Genomic DNA, 16,377 nt, shown 5'->3' with positions numbered 1-16,377 from the left:
TTCTAGAGTTTCCTGCTGCTTGTTCATCAGAGTTAGGCTCCCGAATTAGCTCGCTAATCCGGCCACGATCTGCGCAAGGTGTTTTGTCAGGAGACACCTCATGAAAACCGTTGCCATCATCTCTACGCTGCTTCTCGCCAGCGTGGCTGCGCCGCCGTGCATTGCCAGAGAGCCGGCGCAAGAGGTGTTCCTGTCTGCCGGGGATCAGGCGATTACAACCTCGGGAGAAACTCCGGCACGTGAAGCCAGAACATATCTCCTGAGAATGCCGTCAGATCTTCCGATTAATTTTTCGGTCGATGCAGACAATTCAGCCTGCAGCCTGGAAATCAGCAAAGCCAGCCAGCGCGGCGTCTTAAGCACAATCAGCCGATTCCCCGCGTCTTTCAGAGACAGCGGTCAAAGTGGCGATAAATATACGTTTTCGTTTTTCCAAAACCGCGTTTCATTTATGAGCGGCGCCCGATGCGCCTTCTCATTTTCTCTGACGCAGATGTGACGGCGTGATCGGGGCAATGGGCATGCCTCGCTGTTTGGAGGATGCCCATCCCCTACTATTCATGCCTTCGCCAGTTCTTTCTCCACCGCCGAAACCAGCCGCGAATCATCCGCCGTCACGTCAGGCGCGAAGCGGGCGGCGACTTTGCCGTCGCGGCCGATCAGGAATTTTTCGAAGTTCCAGAGGATGTCGTCCTCATCGCTGCCGGTCATCCCGTGGGATTTCAAGCGTTCGCGCATCGGGCCGTCGCCCGTCGTCTTCACGCCCGACTTGGTCAGTTGGCGGTAAAGCGGGTGCTGGGCTTCGCCCTTGACCGAAATCTTCGAGAAGATCGGGAAGGTGACGTCGTAGGCGCTGGTGCAGAAATCGAGGATCTCGGCGTCGGTGCCGGGCTCCTGGCCCTTGAAGTCGTTGGCGGGAAAGGCGGCGATGACGAAGCCGCGCTCGCGCTTTTCCCCATAGAGCTTTTCCAGCCCCTCATATTGGACTGTCAGCCCACATTTCGAGGCCACATTGACGACCAAGAGCACCCTGCCCTTGTATTCGTTGAGCGTGGTCTCACGACCATCCACTGTTTTGACCGGGATATCCAGCACGTTGCCCGTCACGGGAACCTCCAATTTCGTAAGGATATGTTTCGCTAAGCTTAGCGATATCGCCGCTGTTGTCATCAGCGTCGGGATCAACTTGGCTTCCACAGGACGCCGGTGCGGCTTCCGGCCGCACCGGGCCTCAGCACCTCAGGCGGGAGACGTTTCCTTCACGTCGTCGAGCAGGAAGTGCACGACGAGATAATCCGTCTTGTAATGGCGGCCACTGTCCGACACGGAATCGACGCTGCCGCCGTCCTTCGGGTGCCAGGGATGATAGTGGGGGTTGGTGGTGATCAGCGTGATGGCCTTGCCATCTCTTTCGCCAAGCCGGAAGCGCATCTCGGCGAGCGGCCAGATCCGCTCGTAATCCTGCATGGTGATTCGCGCCTTCAGCGCCTTGCGCTGCAGCGGCGCTTCGCCGGCCTCGGCTGGTGTTTCCAACATCACCTCCTCAGCTCCGCTGATGATGGTGTTGAATTCTTCAGGCCACATGCGTCTCATGAAATCGCTCCTCCCGAGGCTTTTTCGTCAGTTCACAGATGGAACTTAGCGGTTTGTTCGAAAGAAGCAAATTCCTGTCATGCGGTTGTCATCGGTGCCGGCTGCTCCTACCTTCCCGTCAAACCGCATCAGGGCCGTCAGTCGCCCGCAATCCCGAGATCAGAGATGAAGACACGTGAAGAAAGGCAGGCGCTCCGGGCGAGCATGCCGCGCACCCCGCTCAACGCCCATCATATGGAAAACGCCCGATTGCTGCCGGATCGTGGCGAGCTGCTCTACCGGATTCCGAACGGTGGCATCGGTGTCGAGGTGGGAGCCGCCTTCGGCGAATACACGGCGGAGATCCTGGAAAAGAATCGCCCGGCGCAGCTCTACCTCATCGATCCCTGGTCGATGGATCGCTATAGCTCCGGGCTTGACGCGATCCACACGAATTTCGCGGCCGAGATCGAGGCCGGCCGGCTGCATCTGATGCAAGGCACATCGCTCGAGAAGCTTGCCGAATTCGAGGACGATTTCCTCGACTGGGCCTATATCGATACCGATCATTCCTTCGAGCTCACCTGGCAGGAACTGCTGCTCTGCGAAAAGAAGGTGAAGCGGACGGGGCGCATTGCCGGGCATGATTTCTGCACCGGCAATACGGTCAAGCCGATCGTCTATGGCGTCGTCGAGGCGGTCACCAAATTCTGCAAGGATTACGGCTGGCAATTCGAGTTCCTGACGGTCGAATCGCACGCGCATTTTTCCTATTGCCTGAAGCGGCTCTGATCAGTCTAAAGCGCGGCGCGATCTTTCAGATTCGCTTCACGCGCTTTAGGTCTTTGGTCTTGCGCATGTCTTCACCGCAAAACCGCTGCACACTTTTGCGTGACATGCTTTACGCTTGGCCGGAATATTGCTCGTCGCTGACTTTTTCCATCCAGTCGACGTGGCTGCCGTCCAGCGCTTCATGGATGGCGATGTGCGTCATCGCCGTATCCGGGGCAGCACCATGCCAATGTTTTTCGCCCGGCGAGAACCAGACGGTATCGCCGGCGCGGATCTCTCGGATCTCCCCGCCCCAGCTCTGGGCGAGGCCCTTGCCTGATGTCACGATCAGCGTCTGGCCGAGCGGATGCGTATGCCAGGCCGTGCGGGCGCCGGGTTCGAAGGTGACGGAGACCGCCCTCGCCCGTGCCGGCGCCGGCGTCTCCATCAGCGGATCCTGGCGAACGGCGCCGGTGAAATAGTCGGCCGGTGGCTTCGTCGAGGGGCGAGAGCCGGCGGGTTTGATCTCCATGATCTTTCCTTTTCCATCCATGCGGTTGAAGCCTTGTAGCAGAACGATATTTCATCGGGGCGACCAATCAAAGCCGGATCGACAATTGCCGCGGTGTCACCTGGCTGATAGTGCCATTGCCTTTCATCAGCGCGTCGCATCTTGCTTGAATCATGCGACGTGCTTTGGCTCTTTGTTTTTATGCATGTCGTTGTCCGGAACCGATGCAATACTTCCGGGCGACATGCAGTAGGGAGGATTTTTCATGAAACACCATGCTTTTGGCCGCATGGCCTTCACCGTCACCAATGTCGGCTTCGGCGCCTGGCAGATCGGCGGCTCCTGGGGCGATATCAGCGAGGCCGACGGACGCGCGGCGCTGAATGCCGCGCTCGATGCCGGCATGACATTCATCGACACGGCGGACGTCTATGGCGACGGCCGCTCGGAAAAGATCATTGCTGACGTGCTGAAGTCGCGTGGGGGCAAGCGCCCGATGGTCGCCACCAAGGCGGGCCGCCGCCTCAACCCGCATGTCGCGGAAGGTTACACCAAGGCTAATCTCGAAGGTTTCATCGACCGCAGCCTGACGAATCTTGCCGTCGACAGTCTCGACCTCGTGCAGCTCCACTGCCCGCCCCGCGATGTGCTTTACCAGCCGGAGGTCTTCGAGGGCCTGGACGCGCTGCAGAAGGCCGGCAAGATCAAGGGTTACGGCGTCAGCGTCGAAAAGGTCGAGGACGGGCTGAAGGCGATCGAATATCCCGGCGTCGTCAGCATCCAGATCATCTACAACATCTTCCGCCAGCGCCCCGATCACCTGTTCTTCCAGGAAGCACGCCGCAGGAATGCGGCGATCATCGCCCGTGTGCCGCTCGCAAGCGGTCTTCTCTCCGGCAAGATCACCCGGGACACACATTTTGCCAGCGACGACCATCGCAATTTCAACCGCAACGGCGAAGCCTTCGATGTCGGCGAGACCTTTGCCGGCGTGCCCTTCGAGGTCGGCCTGCAGGCGGTGGAAGAGGTGCGCAAGCTGGTGCCCGCGGGCGCGACCATGGCCGCCTTCGCGCTCCGCTGGATCCTGATGAGCGATGCCGTCACCGTCGTCATCCCCGGTGCCCGCAATGGCGAGCAAGCCAGGGCCAACACGGCCGCGGCCGACCTTGCGCCGCTTTCGGCCGACCTCATGGCGGCAACGCGCGAGATCTATGGGCGGCTGATCGCGCCGCATGTGCATCAGCGCTGGTAGGCGTCCAACACTCCAAAATGCAAATGGCCGGGTTTTCGCCCGGCCATTTGCATATTATCGATCCGTCAAGGTCAGTTGGTGGGCTCAGTTGGTGCCGACCAGGTCAACCGGGAAGAACAGGGTCTCGCCGGAGGAGTCGCTGACGCCGTCATTGTCGGTGACCGCGTAGGGCTTGCCCGACGCGTCGAAGGTGAAGCCTTCAAGCTTGTCCAGCACATAGCCATTGGTCGCGGTCTTCAGTTCGCCGAGGAAGTCATGGGCTTCAGTCTTCTTGACGACCGGCAGTTCACCGCCGAGCTTGGCGGGCTTCAGGTCCGATATCGCGACCTTGTAGAGCTTCTTCAGCCTGGCGGCATCACCGACGAGGTTGTCGCGCTCGATGATGAAGACGCTGTCGCCCTGAGCCGAGATTTCCGACAGACCGACCCAGCCGCTTTCCGTCCTGTCGAGCGGATAGCGCACAGCACCCCATTCCTTCTTCTTCGGATTGTAGGAGACGAGCTTGACGAAACCCTTCTCGTCGTCGCTCCACTCGCGCTGGACCGCCATCCACAGCGTCGCATCGTCGCCGGTGCCGACAATGGTCACGCCTTCGAAGCCGTAACGGATTTCGTTGGCGACGAGCTCCTTCGGCAGGGCGACCTCGGCCTTGATTTCGCCCTTGGCATTGACGTTGTAGAGCGCGTGCGGGACGAGACGCTCACTGTAACCTTCCGAGGCGAGCCAGAAGGAGCCATCGGCAGCAGCCGCGATGCCTTCGATGTCGAGCTTCTGGGCCGGGGCGCCGTCACGCTTGACGACGAGGGCGTCGGTGATGACGGCCGGCTTCTTGCTGGCATCGATCGTGTAGATCGTCGGCTGCGAGCCCAGAACGCTGTCGCTGACGGCGTAGAGCATGCCCGGCTTGCCCGGARCGGCGGCGAGACCCGAAAGGGCTGCGAAGCCAATCGGATTGCCGTCCTTTTCGGCAGAGACGATCTGCGGATAGGCCTTTTCGCCTTCCGAGCGCTCGTAGATCATCACATGCGAGCGCGCGCCGCCGTCCTTGCCGAGGTCGAGCTCGTTGGCGGTCGCAAAAAGATTACGCGCGGGAATGGCGATCGCGCCTTCCGGCGAAATGCCCGACGGCAAGAGCTGGATGAGTTCGGGATCGGCGCCGGTATCCTTGAAAACGCCGACGACCGAAGCACGCTCGGCGAGCAGGAAGAAATACTGATCGCCGCCGAACTTGGCGGCTTCGAGGCCTTCCGGCTCGACGCCCTTCGATCCCGAACGGCTTTCCGGATAGTGGCCGATATGGGCAACGGCGCGTTCGAAGGAGGCGCCTGATTCGTAGAGAAGTTTGCCCGTCTTGTCGAAGATGGTGAAACCACGCGAGCCGCCCTGGTAGTCGCCTTCATTGGCGACGACGAGGCGGTTGTCGTCCAGCCACTTCACGGCGTCGGGCTCGCGCAGCACGCCCTTGGCTTCGCCCGAGAATTTCAGGGCGCCGTCACGCTTGGTGTCGATGCCGGAAAGATCGACGCTGCCGGCGGAGAAATGCGTCTTCACGTCAGCCGTGTTGGCGTCGATGATGACGATCTCATTGTTCTCCTGCAGCGTGAGGGCAATCTCGTTCAGGCCGTTGAAGGCGACGAATTCCGGCTCCGGATCTTCAGGGGCGACGCCGGTAAGCCCGGTCAGCGCCACGTGCTTGATAGTGCCGCAATCGACGGTGCCGTTCTTGACCTGGAAGACGACGAGGTCGCCGGCCGGCATTTGCGGGATCTTGCCGTCATTGACGTCTTCGTCGCGCTCGTTTTCGATTGCGATGGCGCCGAGCGTCTTGTCCTTGTTGAGGGCGATCGAATCCGGCTGGCCGCCGAGATCGCAGCTGTTCTCGGTCTTCTTGGTCGCCACGTCGACGATCGCGAGACGGCCCGAGGGCTTCGCCTTGCTTTCGGAGGTGTTGACAGCAACGAGCGCCTTGCCGGCGCTGGAGGTGACCGATGTCGGCTCGCCGTCCATCATCACCGCGCCGCCGGCCTTCGGTGCCTTGGCATCGGTAATATCGATGAAGCCGATCGCGCCGAGCGGGCTGTCGCTATAGATCAGCGTGTTGCCGTCGTCGGTCGCGGTGATGATTTCGGCGGAGCTCACCGACAGCTTGTCCTTGTCAGCCGGCGGGTTCTCTGCGACCGGGAAGGAAGCGATGCGGTTGAAAACCGGTTCGGCCGCGGCCGGAAAAGCAACGGATGCGAGAAGCACGACAGCGAGCACTGCCTTGCGCGATGAAATTGTCATGAAATCCCCCATGTGTCGAACATTCGAAACAGGAGTTTTCTGCGCGCGCGGCATGACAGAGGCATGACAGATGCGGCATTTTGCACCTGATCACGTCAGGCTGGTTTGCGCTCCCGGCGCATCTCGTTTCGCATGATGAACAGCGAAGCAGACAGGATGAGAGCCGCTCCCAGCCAGAGATAACCCGCCGGCGCATAACCGAAGAACAGCCAACCCGCCAGTACGTTCAACGGCAGCTTCAGATCGTCGAACGGCTGGACATAGGCGGCATCAGCGGCTGCATAGGCGAGCGTCAGGAAATACTGCGCTGCGGCAGTCAGCAGCCCCGCCAGCAGGAACAGGGCAAGGGTTGCGCCCGTCGGCACTGCAAAGCCTGCCGCAAGCGCCAGCCCGCCATTTATCGGCGTCAGCAGAACGAGCAGCCAGACGGTGATCGTCTCCGGTCGTTCGATACCCGTCAGGCTCTTGGTGATCAGCGACGAGGCGCCCCACAGCAGCGCCGAAAGCACAGGCAAGAGAGCCGCCCAGCCAAAACCATCAGACCATGGCTGCAGGATGATCATCGCTCCGGTGAAACCCGCAGCCGTCGCAGCCCAGCGGGCCGGGCCGACGCGCTCACCCAGGAAAAGCCGGGCGCCCAGAATGATGAAGAAGGGCGAGGTCATCACCAGTGCGATCGCCTGCCAGATCGGCACCGCGGCAAGGCCCGCGACCCAAGCTTCGACGCCGAGCGCGGCAAGCGCGACGCGCACGAGGTGACGCCAGGGATAGTCCGTGCGCATCGCCGCAAGGCCGAGCCTCTTAAGGAACGGCAGCGAAAACAGGAAGGCGAAGCCATATTGCCAGAAAGCTGCCGACGCCGAGGGAAAGGCAAGCTTCATCGTCAGCCATTGGGTGACGACGTTGAGAAGCGAAAAGGCAATGCCGGCAAGCACCATCCAGAGGGCGCCGACAACGGCGCGGGACGGCGAGACTGCAAGGGAAGTCTGATTCATGTCTTTCATCCAAACTACAGCGCCGCGCGTCTTTTCAGACGCGCAAAGGACGCTGTAGCACTTTAAATCGCTGCATAATTTTATCCTTAAATCGATTCCGATTTAAGGATAAAATTATGCAGTGGGACCAACATAAATCAGGACGCATGAACCCCGACGAAGCGGCACAGGGCAACCCCTGCCCTTCGCACGGCCGACGCTCATTCTCTTCCATCCGGACTTTAACCGTCGGCTCCGGAATCGCACCGGATCTGCTGAGCCTTCCCCCGCTTGGACACGAGGAAAGGCGCTCGCGGGCTCGAGCCGAAACCCTTACCCGCCGGTGGGGAGTTTCACCCCGCCCTGAGAACAGAAACGTCGTAGATCAAAGCCCGGACGACAGCAAGGCTCGCCAAAGCAAAAGGGGTCCGGCAAAGCCGAACCCCTCTTAAATCCTGCACAACCGGTCTCGTTTCCGGCCGACGGATAATATCAGATCAGCCGTTGACGGCGTCCTTCAGGCCCTTGCCGGGCGTGAATTTCGGCACGTTGCGAGCCGGAATGTCGACTTCAGCGCCCGTCGACGGGTTACGGCCCTTCGTTGCGGCACGATGAGAAACGGTGAAGCTGCCGAAACCCGCGAGGCGAATGTCGCCCTTGTTCTTGAGTTCAGCCTGGACAACGTCGAAAACCGCGTCAACAGCGGAAGCCGCGTCAGACTTCGTCAGTCCTGCCTTTTCGGCTACTGCGGACACGAGTTCATTCTTGTTCATGTTTCCACCCCTTTCTAAATGGTATGAAACGACTCAAAAGTAAGCTAGGCGCAGAATAGGTTTCATCAGGCCCGCCGAAAACCCAAAAGCCCTGCAAATCAAGGAAAAGCAAGCGTCTACATGACGTTTTCACAAAAAAGGCTGGCGTTTCCGCCAGCCTTTTTCCGTGTTTTGCCCCAATTGGGCATAAATGTGGCAAAGGCCACTCAATGCGCTATGGTTGCGCCTGTCTCATCGAGGCCTTCGACCGATGTGATGACCGGCGTTTCCACCGTGCCGTCCCATTCGATCGGCTCCGGCCGCCGGATCAGTGCGTGCTTGATCACCTCGCCCATGCGGGATACCGGGATGATCTCCATGTTGTTCTTCACGTTATCAGGAATCTCCGCCAGGTCCTTGGCGTTTTCCTCCGGAATCAGCACCTTCTTGATGCCGCCGCGAAGCGCTGCGAGCAGCTTTTCCTTGAGACCGCCGATCGGCAGCACACGGCCGCGAAGGGTGATTTCACCGGTCATGGCCACATGCCTGTCCACCGGAATGCCGGTCATGATCGAGACGATCGCGGTTGCCATGGCGACGCCGGCCGAGGGGCCATCCTTCGGCGTCGCGCCTTCCGGCACGTGCACGTGGATGTCGCTCTTGTCGAAGCGCGGCGGCTCGATGCCGAAATCGACGGCGCGCGAGCGGACATAGGAGGCCGCTGCCGAGATCGATTCCTTCATGACTTCCTTCAGATTGCCGGTGACCGTCATGCGGCCCTTGCCCGGCATCATCACGCCTTCGATGGTCAGCAGCTCGCCACCGACTTCCGTCCAGGCAAGACCGGTCACGACGCCGACCTGATCCTCGCCCTCGGCTTCGCCGTGGCGGAAGCGCGGAACGCCCAGATAGTCGGARATGTTGGCAGCCGTCACATGAACAGACTTCGCCTTGCCCTTGATGATCTCGGTGACCGCCTTGCGGGCGAGTTTCATCAGCTCGCGCTCGAAGTTGCGGACGCCGGCTTCGCGGGTGTACTGCTGGCTGATCGACATTAGGGCGTCGTCGCTGACCGAGAATTCTTCCGGCTGCAACGCATGTTCCTTGATGGCCTTCGGCAACAGGTGCCGCTTGGCGATTTCGCGCTTTTCATCCTCGGTGTAGCCGGCGATACGGATGATCTCCATGCGGTCCATCAGAGGCGCTGGAATGTTCAGCGTATTCGCCGTCGTGATGAACATCACATCCGACAGGTCGTATTCGACTTCCAGATAGTGATCCATGAAGGTCATGTTCTGCGCCGGATCGAGCACTTCCAGCAGGGCCGAGGACGGATCGCCGCGATAGTCCTGGCCGAGCTTGTCGATCTCGTCGAGCAGGAAGAGCGGGTTGGACTTCTTCGCCTTCTTCATCGACTGGATGACCTTGCCGGGCATCGAGCCGATATAGGTGCGGCGGTGACCGCGGATTTCGGCTTCGTCACGAACGCCGCCAAGCGCCATGCGGACATACTCACGGCCGGTCGCCTTGGCGATCGACTGGGCGAGCGAGGTCTTGCCGACGCCCGGAGGGCCGACGAGGCAGAGGATCGGGCCCTTGATCTTGGTGGCGCGGGCCTGCACGGCCAGATATTCGACGATGCGCTCCTTGACCTTATCGAGACCGAAGTGATCGGCTTCGAGGATCTTCTCGGCATTGTTGAGATCGGCCTTGATTTTCGACTTCTTGCCCCAGGGAATGCCGAGCAACCAGTCCAGATAATTGCGCACGACGGTGGCTTCCGCCGACATCGGGCTCATCTGACGCAGCTTCTTCAGCTCCGCATCGGCCTTTTCACGGGCTTCCTTGGACAGCTTGGTCTTGGAGATGCGCTCTTCCAGTTCGCTCATCTCGTCGCGGCCTTCCTCGCCGTCGCCGAGTTCCTTCTGGATCGCCTTCATCTGTTCATTGAGATAGTATTCGCGCTGGGTCTTCTCCATCTGGCGCTTGACGCGCGAGCGGATGCGCTTTTCGACCTGCAGGACCGAGATCTCGCCTTCCATGAAGCCGAGGGCCTTTTCGAGGCGCTGCTTGACGCTGGTGGTCTCCAGCATCTCCTGCTTCTCGGTGATCTTGATCGACAGATGCGAGGCGACCGTATCGGCGAGCTTGGAATAGTCGTCGATCTGGCTGGCGGCGCCGACCACTTCGGGCGAAATCTTCTTGTTGAGCTTCACGTAGCTCTCGAATTCGGAGACGACCGAACGCGACAGGGCTTCCAGCTCGACCGGATCGTCATGCGGCTCCTCGAGCACGTGGCCGAGCGCCTCATAGAAATCCTCGCGGCTGGTATAGGTGTCGATCTCGGCGCGGGCGCGGCCTTCGACCAGAACCTTCACGGTGCCGTCGGGCAGCTTCAACAGCTGCAACACGTTCGCCACGGTGCCGACATTGTGGATCGCGGAAGGATCCGGATCGTCGTCGCTGGCGTTGATCTGTGTCACCAGCATGATCTGCTTGTCGGAACCCATGACCTCTTCGAGCGCACGGATCGACTTTTCCCGTCCGACGAATAGCGGCACGATCATATGCGGGAAAACCACGATGTCGCGCAGGGGCAGAACAGGGTAGGCAGTGCTGCTCGCTACAGACGTTTTCTTCGTCATTTTATGTCCTTTCCATCGTCCCGTTGCCGGGCTCTCTGCACGGCCGCTTGGGACCGGCCGGCACTCTCACTTGTTGCTACAAGTGGAGGTTCTGACTACGCTTTTCAAGCCACGCTAACGCCCGCGTTCCCCCGGATGTGACAGCTTTATTACAACGGAACGCCAACACTATGAAGCGCGTGGCTGGACCGGCGCTTACCACTTCCGACCCGGCTAAAATGCAAACGCCAGCAAGAGACTTACGGATCATTGCATCATTGCCAAGCACGACCCCTTGCGCAACATCGGCAAAGGCAATTTCGGTTCCCACCGGCAAATACTAACAGCGCTTCGCATGGTTTTTCAAATAGAAAGGGGCCTGCCTATGGCAAGCCCCCAAAATAATCACACGAAATCCATAAGCTCACGCCGAAGCGTTGGCCTTTTCTTCCTGGCGATCGGCATAGATGTAAAGCGGACGGGCCGAACCGCGCACCACTTCCTCTGATATGACGACCTCGCGCACGCCTTCCAGCGTCGGCAGTTCGAACATCGTGTCGAGCAGGATCTTCTCCATGATCGAGCGAAGGCCGCGGGCGCCGGTCTTGCGCACGATCGCCTTACGGGCGATTTCGCGCAGAGCATCCTCGTGGAAGTTCAGTTCCACATCCTCCATCTCGAACAGGCGCTGATACTGCTTGATCAGCGCGTTCTTTGGCTCGGACAGGATCTGGATCAGTGCGTCCTCGTCGAGGTCCTCGAGCGTCGCCAAAACCGGCAGACGGCCGATGAACTCAGGGATGAGGCCGAACTTGACCAGGTCTTCCGGCTCCAGTTCGCGCAGGACCTCGCCGACGCGGCGGTCATCCTGCGACTTGACGCTAGCGCCAAAGCCGATCGAGGTCTTCTCGCCACGGGCAGAGATGATCTTGTCGAGGCCGGCAAAAGCGCCGCCGCAGATGAACAGGATGTTCGTCGTGTCGACCTGCAGGAATTCCTGCTGCGGGTGCTTGCGGCCGCCCTGCGGCGGAACGGAAGCGACCGTGCCTTCCATGATCTTCAGCAGCGCCTGCTGCACGCCCTCGCCCGAGACGTCACGGGTGATCGACGGGTTGTCGGACTTGCGCGAAATCTTGTCGACTTCGTCGATGTAGACGATGCCGCGTTGCGCACGCTCGACGTTGTAGTCGGCCGACTGCAGCAGCTTCAGGATGATGTTTTCGACATCCTCGCCGACATAACCGGCCTCGGTCAGCGTCGTCGCATCGGCCATGGTGAAGGGAACGTCGATGATGCGGGCGAGCGTCTGGGCAAGATAGGTCTTGCCGCAGCCGGTCGGGCCGACGAGCATGATGTTCGACTTCGCCAGCTCGACTTCGCCGTTCTTGGAGGCGTGCGCCAGGCGCTTGTAATGGTTGTGAACGGCAACCGACAGGATCTTCTTCGCCTGCCGCTGGCCGATAACGTATTCGTCGAGGACCTTGATGATGTCCTGGGGCGTCGGAACGCCGTCGCGGGACTTGACCATCGAGGACTTGTTTTCCTCACGGATGATGTCCATGCACAATTCGACGCATTCATCGCAGATGAAGACGGTCGGTCCGGCAATCAGTTTCCGGACTTCGTGCTGGCTCTTTCCGCAGAACGAACAATAAAGAGTGTTCTTGGAGTCGCCGCCGTTGCTGCCGCTGACCTTGCTCATATCACTTTCCTTCCAGCACGCCGCATTTCAAGGCGAAATCGCGGTCCACTCTATCAGCTCCTGGCGGCACTCCGTTTCCGGAGCCTTTGCCGAGAAGGGCTTCAGGGGGTACGAACCGGGCCCAACCAATCATGTCCTGGTCCCGGCGGCAACGAACTCCCCTTCGAATGCCGAATGCTATGTCATAAAAATTCAACATAGCATTAATAGTTACTATTAGCGTCTTCGTCGCCGTATGAAAGCCCTTGTTCAATCACAAATGGGATAGAACTGTGGCGAGGAAAACACCATCCCTATTAATTACTAGGCCTGTTCGCCTTCCATTTCGAGGCGCGACGTCAGGACCTTGTCGATCACGCCCCAGCTCTGGGCTTCGTCCGCATCCATGAAATGGTCACGATCGAGCGTCTTTTCAACTTCCTCGTAGGTGCGGCCGGTGTGCTTGACATAGACCTCGTTCAGGCGGCGCTTCATCTTGAGGATGTCGCGGGCATGGCGCTCGATGTCCGAAGCCTGGCCCTGGAAGCCGCCCGAGGGCTGGTGCACCATGATGCGGGAATTCGGCGTCGCAAAGCGCATGTCCTTGTGGCCGGCAGCCAGCAGCAGCGAGCCCATGGATGCGGCCTGGCCGATGCAGAGCGTCGAAACCGCGGGCTTGATGAACTGCATCGTATCGTAGATCGCCATGCCGGCGGTGACGACGCCACCGGGCGAATTGATGTAGAGGGCGATTTCCTTCTTCGGGTTTTCGGCCTCGAGGAAGAGCAGCTGGGCGCAGACGAGCGTCGCCATATGGTCTTCGACGGCACCCGTCAGGAAGATGATGCGTTCCTTCAACAGGCGGGAATAGATGTCGTAGGAGCGTTCACCGCGGTTGGTCTGTTCCACGACCATCGGCACGAGGGCCATTGCGGTATCGACTGGGTTTCTCATGTGCGTCCTTTGTCAACGTCTCGCCGGCCGGCGCCGGGAATCAAAGAAAAATATCTTACCCCTACATAGAGTGTCCCGGCCCTCCTCTTCAAGACACGCATGAGGATAACGTTAAGAAGGCGGGGCAAGGCGGCTAAGCTCCTTCTTTTCATGCATGTCGTTATCTCGGAACCGCTGCACACTTCCGGGCGACATGCATTGGGCCTCTTTCCCCCAAACGCCTGTTAACGGCGAGCCCTTGGTACGGTCTCCCCCCGTTTTTCTCCATGACAGGATGAAGGAAGGCTTACTCTATTCGACAATACTCATACACGTTTACCCAACGGAAAGCCTACCGGCAGATATCGGCCCGAAACAATGCCGCAGCGCAGCGACATTAAGGAAGTGGCGAGCTTCCTCGGAAAGGATGCGAACGGACAGACAAGGGGTTGCTGCCGTGTTCAATATTGCTACAGGTCTCGCCATCTGGTGTTCAGAGGCCATGACGCTCGCTTTGGTGCTGTTCGTCGCCTGGCGCCATAACGTCAGGAACGAGGCCTATCTCTATTGGGGCTTGGGCTTCCTCCTGACCGGCATTGGCTTTGCGATGGTCGCGCTGCGCGGCGAAATCCCCAGCGTGCTTTCCATAGAAGCGGGCAATGCCATCGCCCTGCTCGGCCAGAGCGCCTGGGTGGCGGGTTTTCTGGCGCTCGACCGCAAGCGGATAGAATGGTGGGCGCTGCTGCCGCCGGTGATCTGGCTCGCCGGGGTCTTCCTGCCCTGGGTCAACAGCGATTATTCAAATCGGGTGGTGCTCTATAACCTTGCTTCGGCGACGGGTGCGACGGCACTAGCCATGGCGGTCGCCGCCGGCGACATGCGCCGCGAGCGTACCCGCGTCAAGCTGATGGGCGTGTTCGTCATCCAGGGCTGCCTGTGCTTCGGCTCGGCGCTGATGATGGCGCTGACGCTTCCGAGCGATATCGAGGCGACCAATCTCGGCGGCGCTTCCGCCATGGCCAGCGCCTTCCTGCTCACCATCGCCTTCGCGTTCACCTGCCGGCTGATCATGGAGCGCTCCGAACGCCACCTGCGTGCGCTCACCCTGACCGATTCGCTGACCGGCGTGCTCAACCGCCGCGGCCTGCTCGGTTATTTCGACGCCACCCAGGAAAAGGCCCATGACGACCAGCGCCAGGTCGCGGTCATGCTTTTCGATCTCGACCATTTCAAGCGCGTCAACGACCGTTTCGGCCACCAGTCCGGCGACGCCGTGCTGACCGCATTCGCGCGGATGGCCCGCCAGTATATTCCAAACAACATCTTCGGCCGCATGGGCGGCGAGGAATTCGCCGCCTTCGCCGCGGTCACGGACCAGATGGAAGCCGAGGCGATCGCCGAAGCGATCCGCACCGAATTCTGCCGTCTTCCCGTCAGCACCGGCGAAGCGATCGTTCCGGTCACGGTCAGCATCGGCATCGCGCTTGCCTCCTCGATCGAAGCCAATATCGACAAACTGATCTCGGCCGCCGACCGGGCGCTCTATGCGGCGAAGGCCGCCGGCCGCAACTGCACGGTCACCTTCGGCGAAGCGGAGGCCGCAGCCCCTGCACCGGCCACGCCGACCAGCACCGCCGGCGAACTCGTACCGACGGTCGACGACCAGGTCGAGGCGCTGCGACGCATGGGGACGCTGTCACGGGCGGGGTAGTCCGGGATCCCTCACCCCGCATCTTTCCGCGGCTCGGCAAATCCGCTAAGCCTCGGGACATGATGATCCCATCCTTTCTTTCGATCGACCGCGCYAACCGTCATGTCTCGCTGGACGGCCGCAACCCGGCCTTCTACAGCAACCCGAATGCCGTCTATGRCGCACTTCACGCCCATTGCCCGACCTTCTACTGGCGTGAGCAGAAGCAGTGGTTCTTCACGGGTTACGACCATGTGAACGGCCTGCTGCGCGACCGCCGCTTTGGCCGGCAGATCCTGCATATCGCCAGCCGCGAGGAGCTCAGCCTTGCCGAGCCAATGCCGCATCTTGCCAGTTTCGATCTCTCGGAACGTTATTCCCTGCTCGAACTCGAACCGCCGGAGCACACGCGGCTGCGCACGCTCGTCAACCGCGCCTTCGTTTCCCGCCATGTCGAGAAGATGAAACCGGAGCTTGCCGAACTCGCCAATCGGCTGATCGACGGCTTCGCGGAGAAGCGTGAGGTCGAGCTGCTCTCGGCCTTTGCCGACATCATCCCGGTGACGATGATCGCCCGGATGATCGGCATTCCCGAGGAGATGGGACCGCAACTGCTCGCCTGGTCGCACGCCTATGTCCGCATGTACATGTTTGGCCGCACGCGCGAGCAGGAGGAAGAGGCCGAACGGGCGGCGAAGGAATTTTCCGACTACGTCAAGACGGTCATCACAGAACGCCGCGCCGAACCACGCGACGACCTGCTGACCCACATGATCCATACCGAGCACAAGGGCCAGTATCTGACCGAGGAGGAGCTCGTCTCGACCACGATCGTGCTGCTCAATGCCGGGCATGAGGCGACCGTGCACCAGATCGGCAATTCCGTGCGTACCATTCTCGACAGCGGCTGCGATCCGGCGGAACTCTTCCGGGATGAGGCGACGACAGAGCGCACCGTCGAGGAAACCTTGCGCATCTGTGCGCCGGTCCACATCTTCCAGCGCTGGGCGCTGGAGCCTGCCGAAATCGACGGCGTCTCCTTCAAGCGCGGCGACAAGGTGAGCCTCATCCTCGCCGCCGCCAATCTCGACCCGGCAAAATTCACCGATCCGCTGACCTTCAAGCCCGACCGCAACGAGGCGGCAAACCTCTCCTTCGGCGCCGGCATCCATTTCTGCATCGGCGCGCCGCTGGCGCGGCTGGAGCTCAACGTCGTGCTGCCGATCCTGTTCGAGCGGCTTGCCGGCCTGAGGCTAGCGAAGACGCCGGTGGTCAAGGACGTTTACCATTTCCACGGGCTGGACCGGTTGGATTTGCAGTGGTGATCCTCKCCG

14 protein-coding genes and 1 riboswitch are annotated in these 16,377 nt (G+C 60.5%); of the genes, 5 read left to right on the top strand and 9 right to left on the bottom strand.

Going from position 1 to position 16,377, the window contains the following annotated elements; translation table 11 throughout:
- The first annotated feature begins 100 nt into the window (after positions 1-100).
- On the top strand, positions 101-499 hold the full coding sequence (locus tag AC1ECN_RS10835) for a hypothetical protein (protein ID WP_018069463.1): 399 nt from the start codon (positions 101-103) through the stop codon (positions 497-499).
- Between the two features lie 59 nt (positions 500-558).
- Here AC1ECN_RS10835 and AC1ECN_RS10830 read toward each other — a convergent pair whose 3' ends face one another.
- Together AC1ECN_RS10830 and AC1ECN_RS10825 are read right to left on the bottom strand one after the other, a co-directional pair.
- A complete protein-coding gene (locus AC1ECN_RS10830) occupies positions 559-1,107 on the bottom strand; it encodes a glutathione peroxidase (protein WP_130672352.1) in 549 nt (182 codons plus the stop codon).
- Positions 1,108-1,239: 132 nt separating this feature from the next.
- Positions 1,240-1,593, bottom strand: a complete 354-nt coding sequence (locus AC1ECN_RS10825; protein WP_130661352.1) for a hypothetical protein — start codon at positions 1,591-1,593, stop codon at positions 1,240-1,242.
- A gap of 165 nt (positions 1,594-1,758) precedes the next feature.
- On the opposite strand from AC1ECN_RS10825, the gene AC1ECN_RS10820 reads away from it, so the two are divergent.
- Complete coding sequence (locus tag AC1ECN_RS10820; protein WP_024321118.1) at positions 1,759-2,364, top strand: class I SAM-dependent methyltransferase; 606 nt, start codon at positions 1,759-1,761, stop codon at positions 2,362-2,364.
- A 109-nt stretch (positions 2,365-2,473) separates the two neighbouring features.
- Here the strand turns inward: AC1ECN_RS10820 and AC1ECN_RS10815 are convergent, their stop codons facing one another.
- A complete protein-coding gene (locus AC1ECN_RS10815) occupies positions 2,474-2,875 on the bottom strand; it encodes a (R)-mandelonitrile lyase (protein WP_197727399.1) in 402 nt (133 codons plus the stop codon).
- Between the two features lie 244 nt (positions 2,876-3,119).
- Here AC1ECN_RS10815 and AC1ECN_RS10810 point away from each other — a divergent pair, with 244 nt between their 5' ends.
- Positions 3,120-4,106 carry an aldo/keto reductase gene (locus tag AC1ECN_RS10810; RefSeq protein ID WP_130672350.1) on the top strand — a complete coding sequence of 329 codons (987 nt, stop codon included), beginning with the start codon at positions 3,120-3,122 and terminating at the stop codon, positions 4,104-4,106.
- Between the two features lie 84 nt (positions 4,107-4,190).
- Here the strand turns inward: AC1ECN_RS10810 and AC1ECN_RS10805 are convergent, their stop codons facing one another.
- The 6 genes from AC1ECN_RS10805 to clpP all read right to left on the bottom strand — a co-directional run bounded on the left by AC1ECN_RS10805 (position 4,191) and on the right by clpP (position 13,374).
- Positions 4,191-6,401: an esterase-like activity of phytase family protein gene (locus AC1ECN_RS10805; RefSeq protein WP_477952960.1), complete on the bottom strand. Its 2,211-nt coding sequence runs from the start codon at positions 6,399-6,401 to the stop codon at positions 4,191-4,193.
- Positions 6,402-6,484: 83 nt separating this feature from the next.
- The gene (ribN, locus tag AC1ECN_RS10800) at positions 6,485-7,393 is read right to left on the bottom strand and encodes a riboflavin transporter RibN (RefSeq protein WP_455710431.1); all 909 of its coding nucleotides are present in this window, start codon (positions 7,391-7,393) and stop codon (positions 6,485-6,487) included.
- A gap of 189 nt (positions 7,394-7,582) precedes the next feature.
- Positions 7,583-7,738, bottom strand: a riboswitch (FMN riboswitch).
- Between the two features lie 122 nt (positions 7,739-7,860).
- Positions 7,861-8,136, bottom strand: coding sequence for a DNA-binding protein HupB (gene hupB, locus AC1ECN_RS10795; protein ID WP_003558438.1), 276 nt, complete (start codon positions 8,134-8,136; stop codon positions 7,861-7,863).
- A gap of 206 nt (positions 8,137-8,342) precedes the next feature.
- Positions 8,343-10,760, bottom strand: a complete 2,418-nt coding sequence (gene lon, locus AC1ECN_RS10790) for an endopeptidase La (RefSeq protein ID WP_018483565.1) — start codon at positions 10,758-10,760, stop codon at positions 8,343-8,345.
- A gap of 403 nt (positions 10,761-11,163) precedes the next feature.
- Complete coding sequence (gene clpX / locus AC1ECN_RS10785; protein WP_003547337.1) at positions 11,164-12,441, bottom strand: ATP-dependent Clp protease ATP-binding subunit ClpX; 1,278 nt, start codon at positions 12,439-12,441, stop codon at positions 11,164-11,166.
- A gap of 303 nt (positions 12,442-12,744) precedes the next feature.
- Positions 12,745-13,374, bottom strand: a complete 630-nt coding sequence (gene clpP / locus AC1ECN_RS10780) for an ATP-dependent Clp endopeptidase proteolytic subunit ClpP (RefSeq protein ID WP_003547334.1) — start codon at positions 13,372-13,374, stop codon at positions 12,745-12,747.
- A gap of 274 nt (positions 13,375-13,648) precedes the next feature.
- On the opposite strand from clpP, the gene AC1ECN_RS10775 reads away from it, so the two are divergent.
- Positions 13,649-15,064 carry a sensor domain-containing diguanylate cyclase gene (locus AC1ECN_RS10775; RefSeq protein ID WP_197727397.1) on the top strand — a complete coding sequence of 472 codons (1,416 nt, stop codon included), beginning with the start codon at positions 13,649-13,651 and terminating at the stop codon, positions 15,062-15,064.
- A gap of 59 nt (positions 15,065-15,123) precedes the next feature.
- Positions 15,124-16,368 (top strand): cytochrome P450, encoded by a 1,245-nt coding sequence (locus tag AC1ECN_RS10770; protein WP_477952956.1) that lies wholly within the window; start codon positions 15,124-15,126, stop codon positions 16,366-16,368.
- Positions 16,369-16,377: the final 9 nt, after the last annotated feature.

Source organism: Rhizobium sp. 01N447_2, from assembly GCF_056399245.1.
This window is presented reverse-complemented; position numbering and strand designations above follow the sequence as displayed.

What these genes read in the sequence shown, in the direction of transcription:
- AC1ECN_RS10835 (WP_018069463.1), top strand. Translation starts at nt 101, where the DNA reads ATGAAAACCGTTGCCATCATCTCTACGCTGCTTCTCGCCAGCGTGGCT.
- AC1ECN_RS10825 (WP_130661352.1), bottom strand. Translation starts at nt 1,593, where the DNA reads ATGAGACGCATGTGGCCTGAAGAATTCAACACCATCATCAGCGGAGCT.
- AC1ECN_RS10820 (WP_024321118.1), top strand. Translation starts at nt 1,759, where the DNA reads ATGAAGACACGTGAAGAAAGGCAGGCGCTCCGGGCGAGCATGCCGCGC.
- AC1ECN_RS10815 (WP_197727399.1), bottom strand. Translation starts at nt 2,875, where the DNA reads ATGGAGATCAAACCCGCCGGCTCTCGCCCCTCGACGAAGCCACCGGCC.
- AC1ECN_RS10810 (WP_130672350.1), top strand. Translation starts at nt 3,120, where the DNA reads ATGAAACACCATGCTTTTGGCCGCATGGCCTTCACCGTCACCAATGTC.
- ribN (WP_455710431.1), bottom strand. Translation starts at nt 7,393, where the DNA reads ATGAAAGACATGAATCAGACTTCCCTTGCAGTCTCGCCGTCCCGCGCC.
- hupB (WP_003558438.1), bottom strand. Translation starts at nt 8,136, where the DNA reads ATGAACAAGAATGAACTCGTGTCCGCAGTAGCCGAAAAGGCAGGACTG.
- clpX (WP_003547337.1), bottom strand. Translation starts at nt 12,441, where the DNA reads ATGAGCAAGGTCAGCGGCAGCAACGGCGGCGACTCCAAGAACACTCTT.
- clpP (WP_003547334.1), bottom strand. Translation starts at nt 13,374, where the DNA reads ATGAGAAACCCAGTCGATACCGCAATGGCCCTCGTGCCGATGGTCGTG.
- AC1ECN_RS10775 (WP_197727397.1), top strand. Translation starts at nt 13,649, where the DNA reads ATGAAGGAAGGCTTACTCTATTCGACAATACTCATACACGTTTACCCA.